Source organism: Sphingomonas mollis, assembly GCF_016427505.1.
GTDB lineage: Bacteria > Pseudomonadota > Alphaproteobacteria > Sphingomonadales > Sphingomonadaceae > Sphingomonas > Sphingomonas mollis.
Window position 1 is genome coordinate 239,370 of record NZ_JAELXS010000004.1, and the last position, 15,217, is coordinate 254,586.

A 15,217-nucleotide genomic window follows, 5' to 3' on the forward strand; every position below is an offset into this window, starting at 1 on the left:
CATGGCGATGGGCGTGATCGAAACCAGAACCTTCAAAAGCGGCAACAGCGTCGCCGTCCGCCTGCCCAGAAGCCTGGGGTTTGAGGCGGGGGTGCCGGTGGTGATCGAACAGGTCGGCGACACCATCACGCTGCGCGCGAGCGTCGATATGACCGAAGAGAAGCGCAAGCTGACCGAACTCATCACGCGGCTGCGCGATGTCTGGGGCGATGCGCCGCGACCGACCTTCGATCGGGAGGAAACGCGGATCGAGTTTCCCGACCGCCTCGGTCTGTATTGATGCATCTGATCGACACCAATATCGCCATCTACCTTCGTGATGGCCACGACAGGATCACCGCCCGCCTGATGACCCTGTCGCAACGGCCCGCCATGTCGCTGATGACATGGGTGGAGATGGAGGGCGGCGTTCATGCCGATCCGCGCTACGCCACATACCGCCGGGCGACACTCGACGCGCTGGTCGCGGCGATCGATATACTGCCGATCGATCCACCGGTGGTCACCGCCTATGGCAGCATCATCGCCGCCCGCGGCTTCTCCCGCGCGCGCATCCTCGACCGGCTGATCGCCGCCACCGCGATCGTCCACGGCCTGACGCTCGTCACCATCAACGGCGAAGACTTCCGCGATATCCCCGGCCTGTCGCTCGACATCTGGCCGGCCCCGGCTCAGTAATCCCGCGATATCCGCACGTTCGCGCTCTGCCGGCCGAGCGTCGAGATGCTCGACAGCAACGACAGCCAGCGCGTCACCTGAAACTCGACCTGCGTGGCCGAGTAACCCTGACCATCGGTCACGATCTCGGCATAGAGCCGCCGCGTCACATATTTGCCCGCCGCGATCGACGTGCCCTGCCCGGTCTGGGGATCGGCCGGCAGGATGCGCAGCCGGTCCAGCCCCGCCGCCCGCCGCACCGCGTTAATCGGGTTCAGACCGTTGCCGCCATCCTGCAACGCCGCCACCGCCGCCGCCAGTTGCAGTGCCTCGGGCGCGGACAGGTTGGTGATCGAGGTGCCGAACAGCAACCGCGATAATAACTCGTCCTCGGGCAGCGCCGGCACGCTGGAAAAACCGATCTCGGGCTTCAGCGCATTGCCCGTCACCCGGATCGACGCGTTCAGACCGGTCGTGTCCGCATTCGCCTCGATATCCAACGATGGGTTGGCGGGCGTTTCGCCACCGAAGCGAATAACGCCGCGCGACAGTTCGAACTCGCGGCCGGCGAACTCGTAATCACCGCGGATCAACCGCGCCTGCCCGGTGATCGCCGGATTCTCCGGCTGACCACCGATCTGCAGGTTCGCCGACCATTCGCTGGTCAGGCCCAGCCCGCTGACCATCACTCCGGTCCGCGCCCGCGCGTTCAGCGCCAGCGTCCACGGCGCGGTCGGGCGATTGTCACCCTCGTCGCCGCCCGGCACATTGATCTCGCGGATGTTCAGCTTCGGGGCCGCGGTCGCCGCCGTCGCCTGACCCAGGCGATAGCGTGCGGCGTCCAGCGTCACATCACCGGAAATCGTGCCGCCCGTGCCGTTCGACAGGAACCGCAACGGCCCGGTCACCGTCGCGCCGATATCGTCGCGCGCGATCATCACCGCCTTGTCCGCCTGCAACTTCAGGTCCAGACCGATGCCGTTGGTGGCGGCGAAGTCGAACTGCCCCGCCCCCGTCACCCGACCGCCACGCCCGGCATCCGCCCCGAACCGGTCGATCGCCAGCCGCGATCCGGCGAAGCGGCCGCTCGCCTGAACATTGGTCAGCAGCGTCCCCGTCGTCGCGCTTTCGATGCGGGCGCCATTGGTCTGCAACGCCCCCCGGATCAACGGCGCACCCAGTCGCCCGGTCACATCGGCGCCGAGCGATACCGGCCCCGACAGGTCGAACAGCTCCACCCCCGTCAGCCGCCACAGCGCATCCGCCGGCCCGGCATAGCGCAACTGCGCGAACAGACCGGCCCCCGCCAGCCGTGCCGCCAGCGATCCGCTCCCCAGCGGCGCGAGTTGCGCCTGCGCTCGCCCGATCGTCTTGCCCCCCGATGCCATCACCGCGCGCAGGCCGGCGCGATCGGCGCGCAACACCCCCGCGACGCCGACATCGATCGGGGTCGAATTCAGCACCAGCCCCGCCCGCGTCAGCGCGCGCACCGTCATGTCGACGCGCCCCGTCGGCGCGCCCTCCGCCGGCGCCGCGAGCGTCAATGTCCCCGACGCGCTGCCCCCCAGCCCCAGTCCGGGGAAACCGATGTCGAGGATCGTCAGCGGCATCCTCGTGACACTACCGTCCACCGCCACGCCACCGGCGGACCAGCGCCCCGCCAACCGCGCCTCGCCACCCGCAAAGGTCAATCGCGTCGGTTGCAGGCGCCAGCCATCGCCATCGCGCGCGATCACCGCCGGCGTCAGCAATCGCAGCGGCCGGCGATCCAGCGTCCCCTGCACGTTCACGGTGAAATCATCGGGCCGCACCTGCGCCACCGTCTGGATATCGAACACCCGCCCCCGCGATCCGGCGATCGCCGCGCGGATTTCGCCCGTGCCGTCGGTCAGCTTGGCGGTGCCCGCAAACCGCGCCAGCGACAGCCCGCTATAACGCAGGCCCAGCCCCCGCGCGGTGGCGTCGATCACCGGCCCGGCGTCGGCCAGCAACACGGACCCGTCCAGCCGCCCGACCCGTAGCGTCGCGCCATCGAACGCCGCCTGCCGCGCGTCGAGATGCGCCTCGATCCGCTGCACCTCACCGACCGGCCGGAACAGCAATTCCCCCGACAGCGCCCCCGCCACCGCCAGCCGGCCGTCGAAGCCGCCATCGACGATCGCCAGACTGCCCCGCGCCCGCGCACCCGCGACATCCACCGCGTCGATCGCGATTGAGGATTGCTGGCCGCTCGGCAACAGGATCGACCCGTTCGCACGGAACGGCCCCAGCCGCGATCCTCCCGCCGCCACGAACGCGAAGCCGGCCGCCGTCGGGTCGAGATGCGCCCGCACATCGCTCAGCCCCAACGCATCGTTTGGCCGCGCCAGCCGCAGGTCGATCGTCGGCCGCTCGATCCGGCCATCAAGCATCAGCGTCACCGGTCCATACGTCGCCTGCCGCCCCGCTCCCTCGAAATGGAACGTCCCGTCCCGCCGGCGATAACCATTGCCGTTCAGCCGCAATCCCGGCGAGGTCAGTTGCAGGCCGTTGAAATGCAGGATGCCGTCGGGCGTCCGCTCCAGCCCGGTCACGATCCGCGGCAATCCATCGGTCAGCGACCGAAAGAACGCATTGTCCAGCCGCCGCACCTGCGCCACGCCGCGCCCGACGATGCGGGTGCCATGGCCATTCGGTCCGGGCACGACCTGCAACGTGGAATCGATGTCGACCACGCCGATGCCGGGGATCAGATACCGGCCGAGCTGCCCGCCCAGGCCCACCTGATACCGCCCGGTCCGCAGGTCGAGCGCCAGCGTGATGCGCCCCTGCAGCTTGTCCGATCGCAGCTGCAGGTTGCTGCCCGTCAGCGTCGGTGGCGCCAGTCGCAGCGCGCCGTCGATCGACAGGTTGTTCAGGATACCGCCCGCGACATTGCCGACGCCCGTCACCCGCGCCGCCGTCACCCGGATCGGCACGGTCGTCGGAAACGGCGACAACCGCCCGACCCCGCCCGCGCGCACCCGCTCGAACCCGGTATCGTCGAACGCCAGCCGATCGGCGATCAGCCGATAGTCGTATTTGGCGGTGGCAAACGCCCCGTCGAGGATCGCGCGCAACTCGATGCCACGCCCGCTCATGTTCGGAAACAGCGCCGCCGGCCGCAACAGGCGCGTGCGGATCTTCAGGTTGCGATAGACGCCGGCCCCCAGATCGACCTCGCCATCAACCTCCGCCGCCAACGCCGCCGATCGCAGGCCCAGCCGCCCGTCCAGCCGTCGATGCGCGAAGATCGCCGCCCCCTCGACCAGCAATCGCGGCGCCGTCAACCGTGCCGCCTTGCCGGTCAGCAGCGATGCCGGCGCGATCGTGCCGCCCAGCGTATAGCGTCCTTCCTGCGCGGTCAGGGCCAGATCGACGACGCGGGCGCCCGCCACCTCCGCCCGCGCATCGCCGCGCCACCGCGCCCAGCTGCCGTCGCCCGCCACGGTCAGCGTCACGGGTCCGCGCACGCCCACGGCCTTAGCCAGCACGCCGCCGGCCGCGCCGGCCCCGCGCACATCGATATCGAAGCGATCCCGCGCCGGCGCCGCGTCGATCGCCAGCCGCAACCGATCGCTCCCCTCGACCAGCGCGTTCAGCTTCACCAGCGCCCGGCCCGACCGGATATCCGCCGCGCCCGCCAGCCGCCCGACCCGTTCGCGCCCCAATACGGGCGGCGCCAGCACCAGCCGGCCGACATCGACGCGGCCGATGCGAATGTCGAAATCGGGCAGGATCGGGCCACGCCTGCCCGTCGGCCGCGTGTGCGGCACATGCGCCAGCCGCGCCTCGGGAATCGCCAGCCGGTCGATCGACAGCTCGTTCCACAACCAGCGCCACGGCGCCCAGTCCAGCTCGACGCGCGGCGCACTGAACACCAGCCCGTCGACGTCATAGACGCGCAGATCGTTCAACCGCGTGTCGGCATAGAGCGACCCGTCGATCCGCCCGACCGCGAAACGCAGCCCGTTCGCCGTCCTTATCGCGCCGATCCGCTCCGCGACCAGCCGGTGCCCCCACGGCGTATCGACCAGGATCAGCGCCATCGCGACGATCGCCGCCAGCGCCGCGATCGTACCGGCGATCCACCGCCGCCACCGCATCAGAATGCCTGCCCCAGCGACACGTACACCGCGATCTTCGAATCGCCCGGTTGCGGATTGATCGGCGTGCCGACATCCAGCCTGATCGGCCCGAAATTGGAATAATATCGCACGCCCAGACCCGTGCCGTAACGAAAGCCGGAAAAGCCCGGCAACGGCGAGGTATAGATGTTGCCCGCATCGAGGAACGGCACGATCCCGAAATTGCCGAACGCCTTCACCCGCGCCTCGATCGCGAATTCGGTCAGGCTGCGGCCGCCGATCGGATCGTTGTTGGGGTCACGCGGCCCGATCGACTGATATCCATATCCCCGCACCGATGCGCCGCCACCGGCATAAAAGCGCCGCGACGGCGCCACTGCATCGCGCGGTGCACCGACGATCGTGCCCAGCCGCGTCCGTCCCGCCAGCACGACGCGCGACCCGATGCTGCGATAGATGCTCGCATCGACCTGCGTCCGCGCATAACCGAACACCGCGCCCTGCAACGACACTTCGGGGCTCAACCGCCCACCCAGCCGGAACCCGCGCGTCGGGTTCAGCAGGTCGTCGGTCCCGTCATAGATCAGGCTGGTCGGCAGCGCGCCGATGAAGAACGTCCGCCGTCGCGGTAACCCGGTCGAGAGCAACACGTCCTGCTCGTCCGACGCCAGCAGTTCCGCCCCCAGCGACCATGTCCATGTCTTCTGGAAGAAGATGTTCGTCTGCCGCTCCAGCGATCCCGACAGCGAATAGGTCTTGGCGTCGTACGCGTCGCGGTTCTGATGAGCAGCCGCCGCCTGCAACGTCAGCACCCGGTCGCGGGCATGGAAATTGCTGCGGCGATAGACCAGCGACGACAACTGCTCCTGCGTGCCGAGCACACTGCGGATCGTCAGCGCGCCTTCGGGCGGGAACAGGTTGCGATGCGTCCAGCTGAGTTCCAGCCGCGCGCCCTCGCCGGTGCCATATCCCAATTCGCCCGCCACGGTGTGCGGCGGCGCGGGGTCCAGCTTCACCGCGATATCGACGGTACCCGGCTCCTTGCCCTCGACCGGCTCCAGTTCCACCGCCGCGACCAGCCCGGTCTGGATCAGCGCCCGGCGCAGGTCGTCGATGCGCGACTGGTCGAACGGCGCCCCCCGGCGGAACCTAGCGATGTCGGCGACATGATCCGGCCCGAACACGCGGTTGCCGGGCAGCGCGACGATATCGCCAAACCGCCGCGCGCCGCCCGGCTGCACGCTCAGGTCCAGCGTCGCCGTCTTCGCGGCGCGATCGACCACGATCGCCGGATCGCCGACCTCGGCGAAGGGGAAGCCCGCGCGCCCGATCGCGGTTTCAAGCGCGGTCTGGCCGGCGACCACCCCATCGGCATCGACCGCGTCACCTGCCTTCACGGCGAAAGCGGTGTTCAGCGCCGCGGCCTTCTCCCCCGCCGCGTCCACCCCCGCCAGCGTGACACCCGCGAACCGGTAAAGCCCGCCCGGCACGGTATCCAGTACCACCAGCGGCCGCGCACCCGGCTCCACCCGCGTCGTCACCTGCGCATCATAATATCCCTGCGCCCGCAACAACGTGACGAGCAGTGCCGCATCCTCCCGCGCGCGCCGGTCGAGCTGCGCCGCATTGGCCACCGAACCGTCATTGGCGTCGAGCGTCGAGTTCTCGGCAAAACGCTGGCGTAGCAGCGGCGTCGCGACGGCATCGATCCCGTCGATCCGCCACGTATAGCGACGCTCGGCGGTCACGTCGGTGGTCGCGGCCACCGCCTGCGGATCGACCGGTTCGATTGGGAGCGTTGGCCAGTCGACGCCGATATCGGGCAGCGGCGCGAGCGGTGCATCGGGATCGACCGCTTGCGCACCGACCGTGGGTGCCTGGCCGGCGGCAGGCACGGCATTGCCCTGCGCCGAGAGAGGCGATCCGGCCAGGACAAGACAGGCGGCGGCGGCATGGCCCACCCGCCGGATGCGGCATTCCATGCTCGCCCTCTAGCTCCGCTCCGGTCCGATACATACCCCTATGGCACGGGAATATCGACGGATGGATCTCCCCGCCGTCCGCGTCGAACGCGTCCCTACCATTCGGCCTGATCGAAGTCGAAGGCCACCTCTGCACAGGGTGCTTCGACTTCGACGCCATGCGTCGAAGTTTATCCTGAGCGGCTGGCTTGCCAGCCAGTCGAAGGACTCAGCACGAACGGTTGAAGTAAGCGCGGGATACTCTCGATCCTAGTGCACCGTCCCGATCGCCTCATCGACCGACAGGATCACGATCAACCGTTCGACCTGCCGCCAGCGGCAGAAATGGATGTGGTTGCCCAGATCGCGGCTGCGGTCGGCGCGGGCGGCGGCCTCGGTCGCGGCGTCGGTGCCGAAGGCGGCGATCAGTTCGGCGGCCGTCGCGGCTTGACCGGCGTCGGTGATATAGGGAGCGATATAACGGGCAGACGGCATCGCCTCCCATCCCGTCCGCGGACACGTTCGTCAATCGCCGGTCGCAACGGCTCGCCGCATCGACACGACCCCGACACCGATACCGACACCGGGTGGCGTCCGCCCGCCGGGCGTGGCAGGGTCGCCACCATGTCGGATCGATCCCCTCCCGCCGCCGCCGGCGGCGTCCTCATCGCGATCGGGCCGCTGGTCGGCGTCGCCATCGGCTTCGCCTTCGGACAGGCGACCCCCGGTTTCCTGATCGGCCTCGCCGCCGGCGGCGCGGCCGCGCTCCTCATCTGGCTGCGCGACCGCCGTTAACGAAAGTTCCCTCTCCAAACGGGAGAGGGAAAGACAGCACGCTCAGCGCGGCCGCCGCATCTGCCACACCACACGCCCGATCAATTCCACCGGCGCATCAGGCAAGGGCGGGCTGAGTGGATTGTCGCTGCTCGCCACCGGCACGCCACCGCGCAGCACCACCCGCTTCACCATCGTCGCGCCGTCGATCCGCACTACGAACACGCCGCCGCGCGGCCCCGGCCGGCGGTCGCCGGTATCGACGAGTATGTGATCGCCGTCGAACAGCCCCGGCTCCATCGAATCGCCCTTCACCCGCAGGATCGCCGCCGCCCCCGGCGACAGGCCCAGCCGCCGCGCCAGCGACGGGTCGATCAGGTCGGTCCCCACCGCCACCTCGTCGTCCACCTGCGCCCCCGGCCCCGCAGACACCGCCACGTCCAGCCGCGGCACCCGCCACATCGCCGCCACCGCGCGGCCACCGAGTATCGCTGGTGCGACCCCAAAGAACGCCGCCAGCCGCGCGACGTCCTCCTCCTCCAGCGACCTCGGCGTCCCCCGCCGCACATATTGCTGAACATAGGCGGCATTGCGCCCGAGCATCCGCGACAGCGCCGCCAGACTGGTGCCGCTCGCCTCGGCCAGAGCCGCCAGCGCGGTACGCGGATCATCCTGCACCATGCCGGATCAGTATCGTAGGAATATTTCCTAGACAAGTTGGAAATGCAGGAACAGATCATGAACACAACATCAGATTCGCGAGGTCCGTCATGTCGCTGCTCATCAAGATCGATCGCTACCTGCGGGAGACGGGGATTTCCGTCTCCCGCTTCGGGCGCGAGGCGGTCAACGATCCCCGCCTCATCTTCGATCTCCGGCGCGGTCGCGATCCGGGACCGGAAATCACCGCCAAGGTCGAAGCCTATATCGCGGATGCCCACGCATGACGTTCCTTGCCCGCTTCAGGCGTCGCCTGCCGACCGATCCCGCCCTGCCGCTGATCCGCGAGTTGATCGCCGATGCGGCGGCGAACGGTTGCACCGTCCATCTCGTCGCCAGCGCGACTCGCGACTGGGCGAGCGCAACGTTCGTCGGCGCGCAGCACCGCATCCTGCTGACCGCGATCGCCTCGCCGGCGCTGACCGCGTGGCTGGCGGCCCTGCCGTCCGCGCAACTGGCACCCGGCCGCGATCTGCTCGGCGACCTGACGGTCGATCGGGTGTCGCCCATCGGCAACGAATGCCAGATCGAACTGTCCGCGCTGACGCTGGTGGAGGCATGATGCCGCGTTGCAATATACTGTTGATATAACGTAACACGATCGTTACGAAGCTGTGCGACCTTCTTCTTCGCGGAGCTTTCAGTTCGATGATGCGTCCCCTCCTCCTCGCCGGCACCGCTCTGTTGGCCATCCACACACCGGCGTCGGCGGAAGGCCCGGCGGTCGACGCATCCGTCACACCGACCGCCACCGCCGCCGAGCCCGTGCAGGCAGAGCGCGGTGGCGAGATCGTCGTCACCGCGCCGTTCCAGCAGAGCGAGGCCGACGTGCTGTCCGGCACCTCGATCATGACCGGCGAGGAGCTTCAGCGCGCGCTGCGCCCGACGATCGGCGAGACGCTCGCCCGCCTGCCCGGCGTGTCCGCCACGTCGTTCGGTCCCAACGCCTCGCGCCCCGTGCTGCGCGGTTTCCAGGGTGAGCGTATCCGCGTGCTGACCGACGGCATCGGTTCGATCGACGTGTCGAATACCAGCGTCGACCACGCCGTTGCGATAAACCCGCTGATCGCCGAACGGGTCGAGGTGCTGCGCGGCCCATCCGCCCTGTTGTTCGGATCGTCGGCGGTCGGCGGCGTCGTCAACGTCATCGACACCCGCATCCCGCGCAGCGTGCCGGAAGCCGGATACCGCGTCGGCGGCAACCTGACCTATGGCTCTGCCGCCAACGAGCGGTCCGGCGGGGCGGCGGGTGACGTCGCGCTGGGCGAAGGCTTCGTCGTCCATGCCGACGGATCATATCTGAAGACCGACGACCTGAAGATCGGCGGCTACGCCCTGTCCCGGCAACAGCGTGCCGCCTCGCTCACCACCGCCGCCCTGCCCCCGCAACCGGTCGAACCCGGCGAGGACGCGATCGACTTCGCCGGCAACGCCGCCATCCGCGGTCGCCTGCCCAACACCGCGTCGGAGACGTGGAACGTCGGCGTCGGTGCCGCACTGATCCGCGACGGCGGCAATATCGGCATCTCGTACAGCCGTTACGACAGTCTGTACGGTGTTCCCATCCGCTACGCGACCGAACAGGGTCAGGAGCAGGAAGCGCCCCGCATCGACCTGAAGCAGGACCGCGTCGACCTGCGCGCCGAAGTCGCCACCGGCGGCGGCTTCCTCGACCGTATCCGCCTGCGCGCGGCGATGGCCAACTACACCCATTCCGAACTCGAACCCTCGGGCGAGGTCGGCACGACCTTCAAGAACCAGGGCCTCGAAGGGCGCCTCGAATTCGTTCAGGCCAACCATGGCGGCTGGCTGGGCGCGTCGGGCGTGCAGGTGTTCAACCGCCGCTTCGACGTCGAGGGCGACGAGGCATTCCTGCCGCGCAACGAGACCAGCCAGGTCGGTCTCTTCACCCTGCAACAATACAGCATGGGCGCCTTCCGCGCCGAAGCGGGTGCGCGATACGAGACGACATCGGTCGACGCCCGCACGATCGTCGGCGACGATCGCTTCTTCAGCGGGGGCCGTGATTTCCATGCGGTGTCCGGCTCGCTCGGCGCTTCCTACGAAGTCGCGCCCGACATCCGCATCGGCCTGAACGGCTCCCGCACCGAGCGCGCACCGTCGGCCGAGGAACTGTTCGCCAACGGTCCCCACGCCGGCACCCAGTCCTACGAATTGGGCAACCCCAATTTCCGTCTGGAGAAGTCATGGGGACTGGAAGCGACGCTGCACGCCCACCGCGAGAACTGGAGCTTCGACGCGGCCGCCTATTACAACTGGTTCTCCAACTACATCTTCGACAATCAGGTCGATCCCGTCACCTGCGAAACCGCCGCCGCCCCGTCCGGCCGCACCGTCGACCTGCCGTGCTTCCAATATGCTCAGGCCGATGCGCGCTATTACGGGCTGGAAGCGCAGGGCAATGTCCGCCTCGCCACGCTGGCCGGTTACAGGATCAACGCCGACCTGCTCGGTGACTGGGTCCATGCCCGCATCGTCGATCAAGGCCCCGTCCCCCGTATCCCGCCGATGCGGCTGCTCGGCGGCCTCGAAGCGCAGGGCGATCGCCTGACCGCGCGCGCCGAAGTGGAGCACAGCTTCGAGCAGGACCGCGTGACGCAGTTCGAGACGCCGACCAACGGCTTCACGCTGGTCAACGCCAGCCTCGCCCTGAAGCCGTTCGGCGCCACCAACCGGACGACGCTGACGCTCAGCGCCAACAACATCTTCGACGTAAACGCCCGCCGCCACGTCAGCTTCCTGAAGGACTTCGCCCCACTCAGCGGCCGCGACCTCCGCGCCACCCTGAGCTTCCACCTCTAAAATCCTCCCTGCTCGCGGGGAGGGGGACCAGCAAAGCTGGTGGAGGGGGCTTTCCGCGAACGCCACGCCCGTGGGAAGCCCCCTACCCACACCAAGTCGGGCTTGCCCCGCCGCCGCCATCCCCGTACCGCATCTTCAAACGGAGATCGGCAGATGGCAGGCATGGGCAGGTTCGACTGGGAAGACCCCTTCCTTCTCGACGATCAACTCACCGAAGACGAACGGATGATCCGCGATACGGCGCGCGCCTATGCAACCGACCGGTTGCTGCCGCGCATCGTCGACGCGTTCGCTCATGAGCATACCGATCCCGCGATCTTCCGCGAGATGGGCGAACTTGGGCTGCTCGGCCCCACCGTGCCAGCCGAATATGGCGGCGTCGGCGCCGGCTATGTCGCCTATGGCCTCGTCGCCCGCGAGGTGGAGCGGATCGACAGCGGCTACCGCTCGATGATGAGCGTCCAGTCCAGCCTCGTGATGTACCCCATCCACGCCTATGGGTCCGAAGAACAGCGCCTGAAATACCTGCCGAAACTGGCGTCGGGCGAATGGATCGGCTGTTTCGGCCTGACCGAACCCGATGCCGGTTCCGACCCCGGCAGCATGACGACGCGCGCGAAGAAGGTCGATGGCGGTTATGTCATCTCCGGCGCCAAGACGTGGATCAGCAACTCGCCGATCGCCGACGTTTTCGTGGTCTGGGCCAAATCCGACGCGCATGACGGCAAGATCCGCGGCTTCATTCTTGAAAAGGACATGAAGGGCCTCGTCGCGCCGAAGATAGAGGGCAAGCTGTCGCTTCGCGCCTCGATCACCGGCATGATATTGATGGACGAGGTCGCGGTGGGCGAGGACGCGCTGCTGCCGAATGTGGAGGGGCTGAAAGGCCCCTTCGGCTGCCTCAACCGCGCCCGTTACGGCATCAGCTGGGGCGCGCTCGGCGCCGCCGAATTCTGCTTTCACGCCGCCCGCCAGTACGGCCTCGACCGCAAGCAGTTCGGCACGCCGCTTGCCGGCCGCCAGCTCTATCAGAAGAAGCTCGCCGACATGGAGACCGAGATCGCGCTCGGCCTGCAGGCATCGCTGCGCGTCGGTCGCCTGATGGACGAAGGCCGCTTCGCCCCGGAAATGGTCAGTCTGGTGAAGCGCAACAATGTCGGCAAGGCGCTCGATATCGTCCGTGTCGCCCGCGACATGCACGGCGGCAACGGCATCTCGGGCGAATACCACGTCATGCGCCACCTGATGAATCTCGAAACCGTCAACACCTATGAAGGCGCGCACGACGTCCACGCCCTGATCCTCGGCCGCGCGATCACCGGCATCGCCGCGTTCTGACGGATCATCGCTCGCACCCAATGCCCGCCGCCCCGCTCACCGGCCTGAAGGTCGTCGAACTCGCCCGCATCCTCGCCGGCCCATGGGCGGGTCAGACACTCGCCGATCTCGGCGCGGAGGTGGTGAAGGTCGAAAGCCCGGACGGTGACGACACCCGCCGCTGGGGACCGCCCTTCATCGACAATCCCGACGGCAGTCGCGACGCCGCCTATTTCCACGCCTGTAATCGCGGCAAGACCTCGATCGTCGCGGACTTCGCCGACCCGGCCGACCTCGCCCACGTCCGCTCGCTCATCGCCGACGCCGATGTGGTGATCGAGAATTTCAAGGTCGGCGGCCTCGCCCGCTTCGGCCTCGACTACGCCTCGCTGGCCACGTGCCATCCCCGTCTGATCTATTGCTCGATCACGGGTTTTGGTCAGGACGGCCCCTATGCCCCGCGCGCCGGTTACGATTTCGTGGTGCAGGGGATGAGCGGCATCATGGACCTGACCGGCGACCCCGCCGGCCCGCCGCAAAAGATCGGCGTCGCCCTCGCCGACATCATGACCGGCCTCTACGCCGTCATCGCCATCCAGGCCGCGCTGGCGCAACGTGACCATACCGGGCGGGGGCAACAGATCGACATGGCGCTGCTCGACACGATGACCGGGGTGCTCGCCAATCAGGGGATGAACTGGCTGGCGGGCGGCGTCGATCCCACCCGCGCCGGCAACGCCCACCCGAACATCGCGCCCTATGCGGTGTATCCGACCAGCGACGGCTGGTTCATCCTCGCGGTCGGCAACGACGCGCAGTTCCGCCGCTTCTGCGCCGTCGTCGGGTTGCCGATGGACGAGCCGCGCTACGCCACCAACGCCCTGCGCGTCGAACACCGCGCCGCCCTCACCCTCGCGATCGAGGATGCCACCCGCCGCTTCCGGCGCGACGACCTCCTCGCCCGCCTCGACGCCGCCGGCGTCCCCGCCGGCCCGATCAACAGCGTCGCGCAGGCCTTCGCCGATCCGCAGGTCGTCGCGCGCGGCATGGCGATCGACGCCGCCCGCCCGGACGGCTCCACCGTCCCCGGCATCCGTACGCCGATCCGCTTCTCCGACGCCGATCTCGCCCCGCCCCGCGCCGCGCCCCTGCTGGCCAAGCGCCCGCCATCATGCGATAAAGAGGCCTAAGAACAGGAGAGCACGCCATGGCCACCGCCGCCCGAATCCGCCCGGAAACCACCGCGGCCGAATGGGAGGCGCGTCAGCAGCTCGCCGCCTGTTACCGCGTGTTCGACATGCTCGGCTGGTCGGAGATGATCTACAACCACATCACGCTGAAGGTGCCGGACGAGGACGGCGCGTTCCTCATCAACCCCTTCGGCCTGCACTTCTCCGAAGTCACCGCCTCCAGTCTCGTCAAGATCGACATCGACGGCAACAAGCTGGACGATAACCCCTATCCCGTGAACCGCGCCGGCTTCGTCCAGCATGCGGTCTTCCACCGCCACCTGCCCGACGCGCATTGCATCATGCATACGCACACCACCGCCGGCATGGCGGTCAGCTCGGTCGAGGGTGGTCTGCGCCCGATCAACTTCTACGCCTGCAACTTCGCCGGCCAGATCGCGTATCATGATTTCGAGGGCGTCACCGTCCGCTCCGAAGAGGGCGAACGCCTCGTCCGCAATCTCGGCGACAAGCGCATGATGTTCCTGCGCAACCACGGCATCCTCGTCATGGGCCGCACCCTGCCCGAGGCGTTCGTGAAGCACTGGGCGTTGCAACGCGCCTGCGAGATCCAGCTCGCCACCCTGTCGATGGGCACCCCGCTTGAAGTCGCGCCAGAGGTCGTCGCCGTCCACCAGCGCGATCTGCACATGGCGCAGGTCCCCGGCGGCCCCGGCGCCGCCGACTTCGCCGCGATGGTCCGCCTGATCGACAGGCGCGACACCAGCTGGCGCGAGTGATTCAGCCGAAGCGATAGCCGGAGACGACCCACCCCATCACCACGTCCCGGTAATCGCGCACCGCCGCGTCGTCACCGCCCGCGCCCAGCGCGACCATCAACGGCAACAGATGCTCCGCCTCGGGATGCGCGAAGCGGGCATGGGGCAGGCTGTCCCACGACGCCACCCGCTCGCGCCGCCGCGCGGGATCGGCCTCCGTCACCGCCGCGGTCAGCGCATCGTCCCACTCGGTCGCGACCGCCGTCACCTGCGGCCCCCGCGCGCGCAGACTGTGGAAGCTCATGCCCGATCCGACGATCAGCACGCCTTCCTCCCTCAGCGGCGCCAGTGCCCGCCCGATCGCGATATGCGCGGCGGGGTCAAGGTCCGCTCGCAGCGACATCTGCACCAGCGGAATGTCCGCGCCCGGCACCGCGACCATCATCGGCACGAACACCCCATGGTCCCAGCCGCGCGCCGCCTCCACCACCACCTCATGCCCGGCCGCGCGCAGCGCCGCCGCCGTCCGCCGCGCCACCTCGGGCGACCCCGCCGCGTCCCAGCGCAGGTGATAGGTATGCTCGGGAAACCCGTAATAATCGTACAGCAGCGCCGGCCGCTCGCCGACATGCACCGTCACCGCCGGCGTCTCCCAATGCCCCGAGACCATCAGGATCGCGCGCGGCCGCTCGGGCAGGCTGGCGACCAGCCCGGCCAGATACGCCTGCATCGGTCGCCAAACGGAATCGGGCGGGCCGCCGCCGGCGTCCATGAAGAAGCAGGGGCCACCGCCATGCGGCACAAACAGCGTGGGAAGCGTCATGCTCCCCCATGTCGCCCCTGCCCCGCCCGCCATCAACGTCGCCACCGGAAACGAGTCGTTTCGTCCGCCGCGCCGGTCGCCTACAATC

Annotated in this window: 14 protein-coding genes; 9 read left to right on the top strand and 5 right to left on the bottom strand. The window is 68.7% G+C overall.

Annotated features, from left to right (window positions below; translation table 11 throughout):
* The first annotated feature begins 13 nt into the window (after positions 1-13).
* Positions 14-280: an AbrB/MazE/SpoVT family DNA-binding domain-containing protein gene (locus JAO74_RS08985; protein ID WP_332908769.1), complete on the top strand. Its 267-nt coding sequence runs from the start codon at positions 14-16 to the stop codon at positions 278-280.
* Positions 280-678 carry a PIN domain-containing protein gene (locus JAO74_RS08990; protein WP_199037166.1) on the top strand — a complete coding sequence of 133 codons (399 nt, stop codon included), beginning with the start codon at positions 280-282 and terminating at the stop codon, positions 676-678. Before JAO74_RS08985 ends, JAO74_RS08990 begins: the two co-directional genes overlap by 1 nt.
* Here JAO74_RS08990 and JAO74_RS08995 read toward each other — a convergent pair.
* The 3 genes from JAO74_RS08995 to JAO74_RS09005 all read right to left on the bottom strand — a co-directional run bounded on the left by JAO74_RS08995 (position 672) and on the right by JAO74_RS09005 (position 7,219).
* A complete protein-coding gene (locus JAO74_RS08995; protein ID WP_199037167.1) occupies positions 672-4,781 on the bottom strand; it encodes a translocation/assembly module TamB domain-containing protein in 4,110 nt (1,369 codons plus the stop codon). The two genes, JAO74_RS08990 and JAO74_RS08995, sit on opposite strands and share 7 nt — an antisense overlap.
* On the bottom strand, positions 4,781-6,745 hold the full coding sequence (locus tag JAO74_RS09000; RefSeq protein ID WP_199037168.1) for an autotransporter assembly complex protein TamA: 1,965 nt from the start codon (positions 6,743-6,745) through the stop codon (positions 4,781-4,783). The genes JAO74_RS08995 and JAO74_RS09000 overlap by 1 nt, the downstream gene beginning before the upstream one ends.
* Before the next feature lie 249 nt (positions 6,746-6,994).
* The gene (locus JAO74_RS09005) at positions 6,995-7,219 is read right to left on the bottom strand and encodes a hypothetical protein (RefSeq protein ID WP_056528494.1); all 225 of its coding nucleotides are present in this window, start codon (positions 7,217-7,219) and stop codon (positions 6,995-6,997) included.
* Between the two features lie 129 nt (positions 7,220-7,348).
* On the opposite strand from JAO74_RS09005, the gene JAO74_RS09010 reads away from it, so the two are divergent.
* On the top strand, positions 7,349-7,519 hold the full coding sequence (locus JAO74_RS09010; protein WP_199037169.1) for a hypothetical protein: 171 nt from the start codon (positions 7,349-7,351) through the stop codon (positions 7,517-7,519).
* A 42-nt stretch (positions 7,520-7,561) separates the two neighbouring features.
* Here the strand turns inward: JAO74_RS09010 and JAO74_RS09015 are convergent, their stop codons facing one another.
* Positions 7,562-8,179 carry a S24 family peptidase gene (locus JAO74_RS09015; RefSeq protein ID WP_199037170.1) on the bottom strand — a complete coding sequence of 206 codons (618 nt, stop codon included), beginning with the start codon at positions 8,177-8,179 and terminating at the stop codon, positions 7,562-7,564.
* 89 nt (positions 8,180-8,268) lie between these two features.
* On the opposite strand from JAO74_RS09015, the gene JAO74_RS09020 reads away from it, so the two are divergent.
* The 6 genes from JAO74_RS09020 (at position 8,269) to JAO74_RS09045 (ending at position 14,327) form a co-directional block, all read left to right on the top strand.
* Positions 8,269-8,445 carry a hypothetical protein gene (locus JAO74_RS09020; protein ID WP_199037172.1) on the top strand — a complete coding sequence of 59 codons (177 nt, stop codon included), beginning with the start codon at positions 8,269-8,271 and terminating at the stop codon, positions 8,443-8,445.
* Positions 8,442-8,780: a hypothetical protein gene (locus tag JAO74_RS09025; protein ID WP_199037174.1), complete on the top strand. Its 339-nt coding sequence runs from the start codon at positions 8,442-8,444 to the stop codon at positions 8,778-8,780. The genes JAO74_RS09020 and JAO74_RS09025 overlap by 4 nt, the downstream gene beginning before the upstream one ends.
* A gap of 89 nt (positions 8,781-8,869) precedes the next feature.
* A complete protein-coding gene (locus JAO74_RS09030; protein WP_416194298.1) occupies positions 8,870-11,041 on the top strand; it encodes a TonB-dependent receptor in 2,172 nt (723 codons plus the stop codon).
* A gap of 153 nt (positions 11,042-11,194) precedes the next feature.
* The gene (locus JAO74_RS09035) at positions 11,195-12,379 is read left to right on the top strand and encodes an acyl-CoA dehydrogenase (RefSeq protein WP_199037177.1); all 1,185 of its coding nucleotides are present in this window, start codon (positions 11,195-11,197) and stop codon (positions 12,377-12,379) included.
* Between the two features lie 20 nt (positions 12,380-12,399).
* On the top strand, positions 12,400-13,548 hold the full coding sequence (locus tag JAO74_RS09040; RefSeq protein ID WP_199037178.1) for a CaiB/BaiF CoA transferase family protein: 1,149 nt from the start codon (positions 12,400-12,402) through the stop codon (positions 13,546-13,548).
* A gap of 17 nt (positions 13,549-13,565) precedes the next feature.
* Positions 13,566-14,327 (top strand): class II aldolase/adducin family protein, encoded by a 762-nt coding sequence (locus JAO74_RS09045; protein WP_199037179.1) that lies wholly within the window; start codon positions 13,566-13,568, stop codon positions 14,325-14,327.
* A 1-nt stretch (position 14,328) separates the two neighbouring features.
* On the opposite strand, the gene JAO74_RS09050 is transcribed toward JAO74_RS09045, so the two are convergent.
* Positions 14,329-15,129: a DODA-type extradiol aromatic ring-opening family dioxygenase gene (locus JAO74_RS09050; RefSeq protein WP_199037180.1), complete on the bottom strand. Its 801-nt coding sequence runs from the start codon at positions 15,127-15,129 to the stop codon at positions 14,329-14,331.
* Positions 15,130-15,217 lie beyond the last annotated feature (88 nt).

Bases quoted from the DNA above. Each gene is read 5' to 3' on its own strand.
- JAO74_RS09025 (WP_199037174.1), top strand. From the start codon at position 8,442: ATGACGTTCCTTGCCCGCTTCAGGCGTCGCCTGCCGACCGATCCCGCC.
- JAO74_RS09035 (WP_199037177.1), top strand. From the start codon at position 11,195: ATGGCAGGCATGGGCAGGTTCGACTGGGAAGACCCCTTCCTTCTCGAC.
- JAO74_RS09020 (WP_199037172.1), top strand. From the start codon at position 8,269: ATGTCGCTGCTCATCAAGATCGATCGCTACCTGCGGGAGACGGGGATT.
- JAO74_RS08990 (WP_199037166.1), top strand. From the start codon at position 280: ATGCATCTGATCGACACCAATATCGCCATCTACCTTCGTGATGGCCAC.
- JAO74_RS09015 (WP_199037170.1), bottom strand. From the start codon at position 8,179: ATGGTGCAGGATGATCCGCGTACCGCGCTGGCGGCTCTGGCCGAGGCG.
- JAO74_RS09050 (WP_199037180.1), bottom strand. From the start codon at position 15,129: ATGACGCTTCCCACGCTGTTTGTGCCGCATGGCGGTGGCCCCTGCTTC.
- JAO74_RS09000 (WP_199037168.1), bottom strand. From the start codon at position 6,745: ATGGAATGCCGCATCCGGCGGGTGGGCCATGCCGCCGCCGCCTGTCTT.
- JAO74_RS09040 (WP_199037178.1), top strand. From the start codon at position 12,400: ATGCCCGCCGCCCCGCTCACCGGCCTGAAGGTCGTCGAACTCGCCCGC.
- JAO74_RS09005 (WP_056528494.1), bottom strand. From the start codon at position 7,219: ATGCCGTCTGCCCGTTATATCGCTCCCTATATCACCGACGCCGGTCAA.
- JAO74_RS09010 (WP_199037169.1), top strand. From the start codon at position 7,349: ATGTCGGATCGATCCCCTCCCGCCGCCGCCGGCGGCGTCCTCATCGCG.
- JAO74_RS09045 (WP_199037179.1), top strand. From the start codon at position 13,566: ATGGCCACCGCCGCCCGAATCCGCCCGGAAACCACCGCGGCCGAATGG.
- JAO74_RS08995 (WP_199037167.1), bottom strand. From the start codon at position 4,781: ATGCGGTGGCGGCGGTGGATCGCCGGTACGATCGCGGCGCTGGCGGCG.
- JAO74_RS09030 (WP_416194298.1), top strand. From the start codon at position 8,870: ATGCGTCCCCTCCTCCTCGCCGGCACCGCTCTGTTGGCCATCCACACA.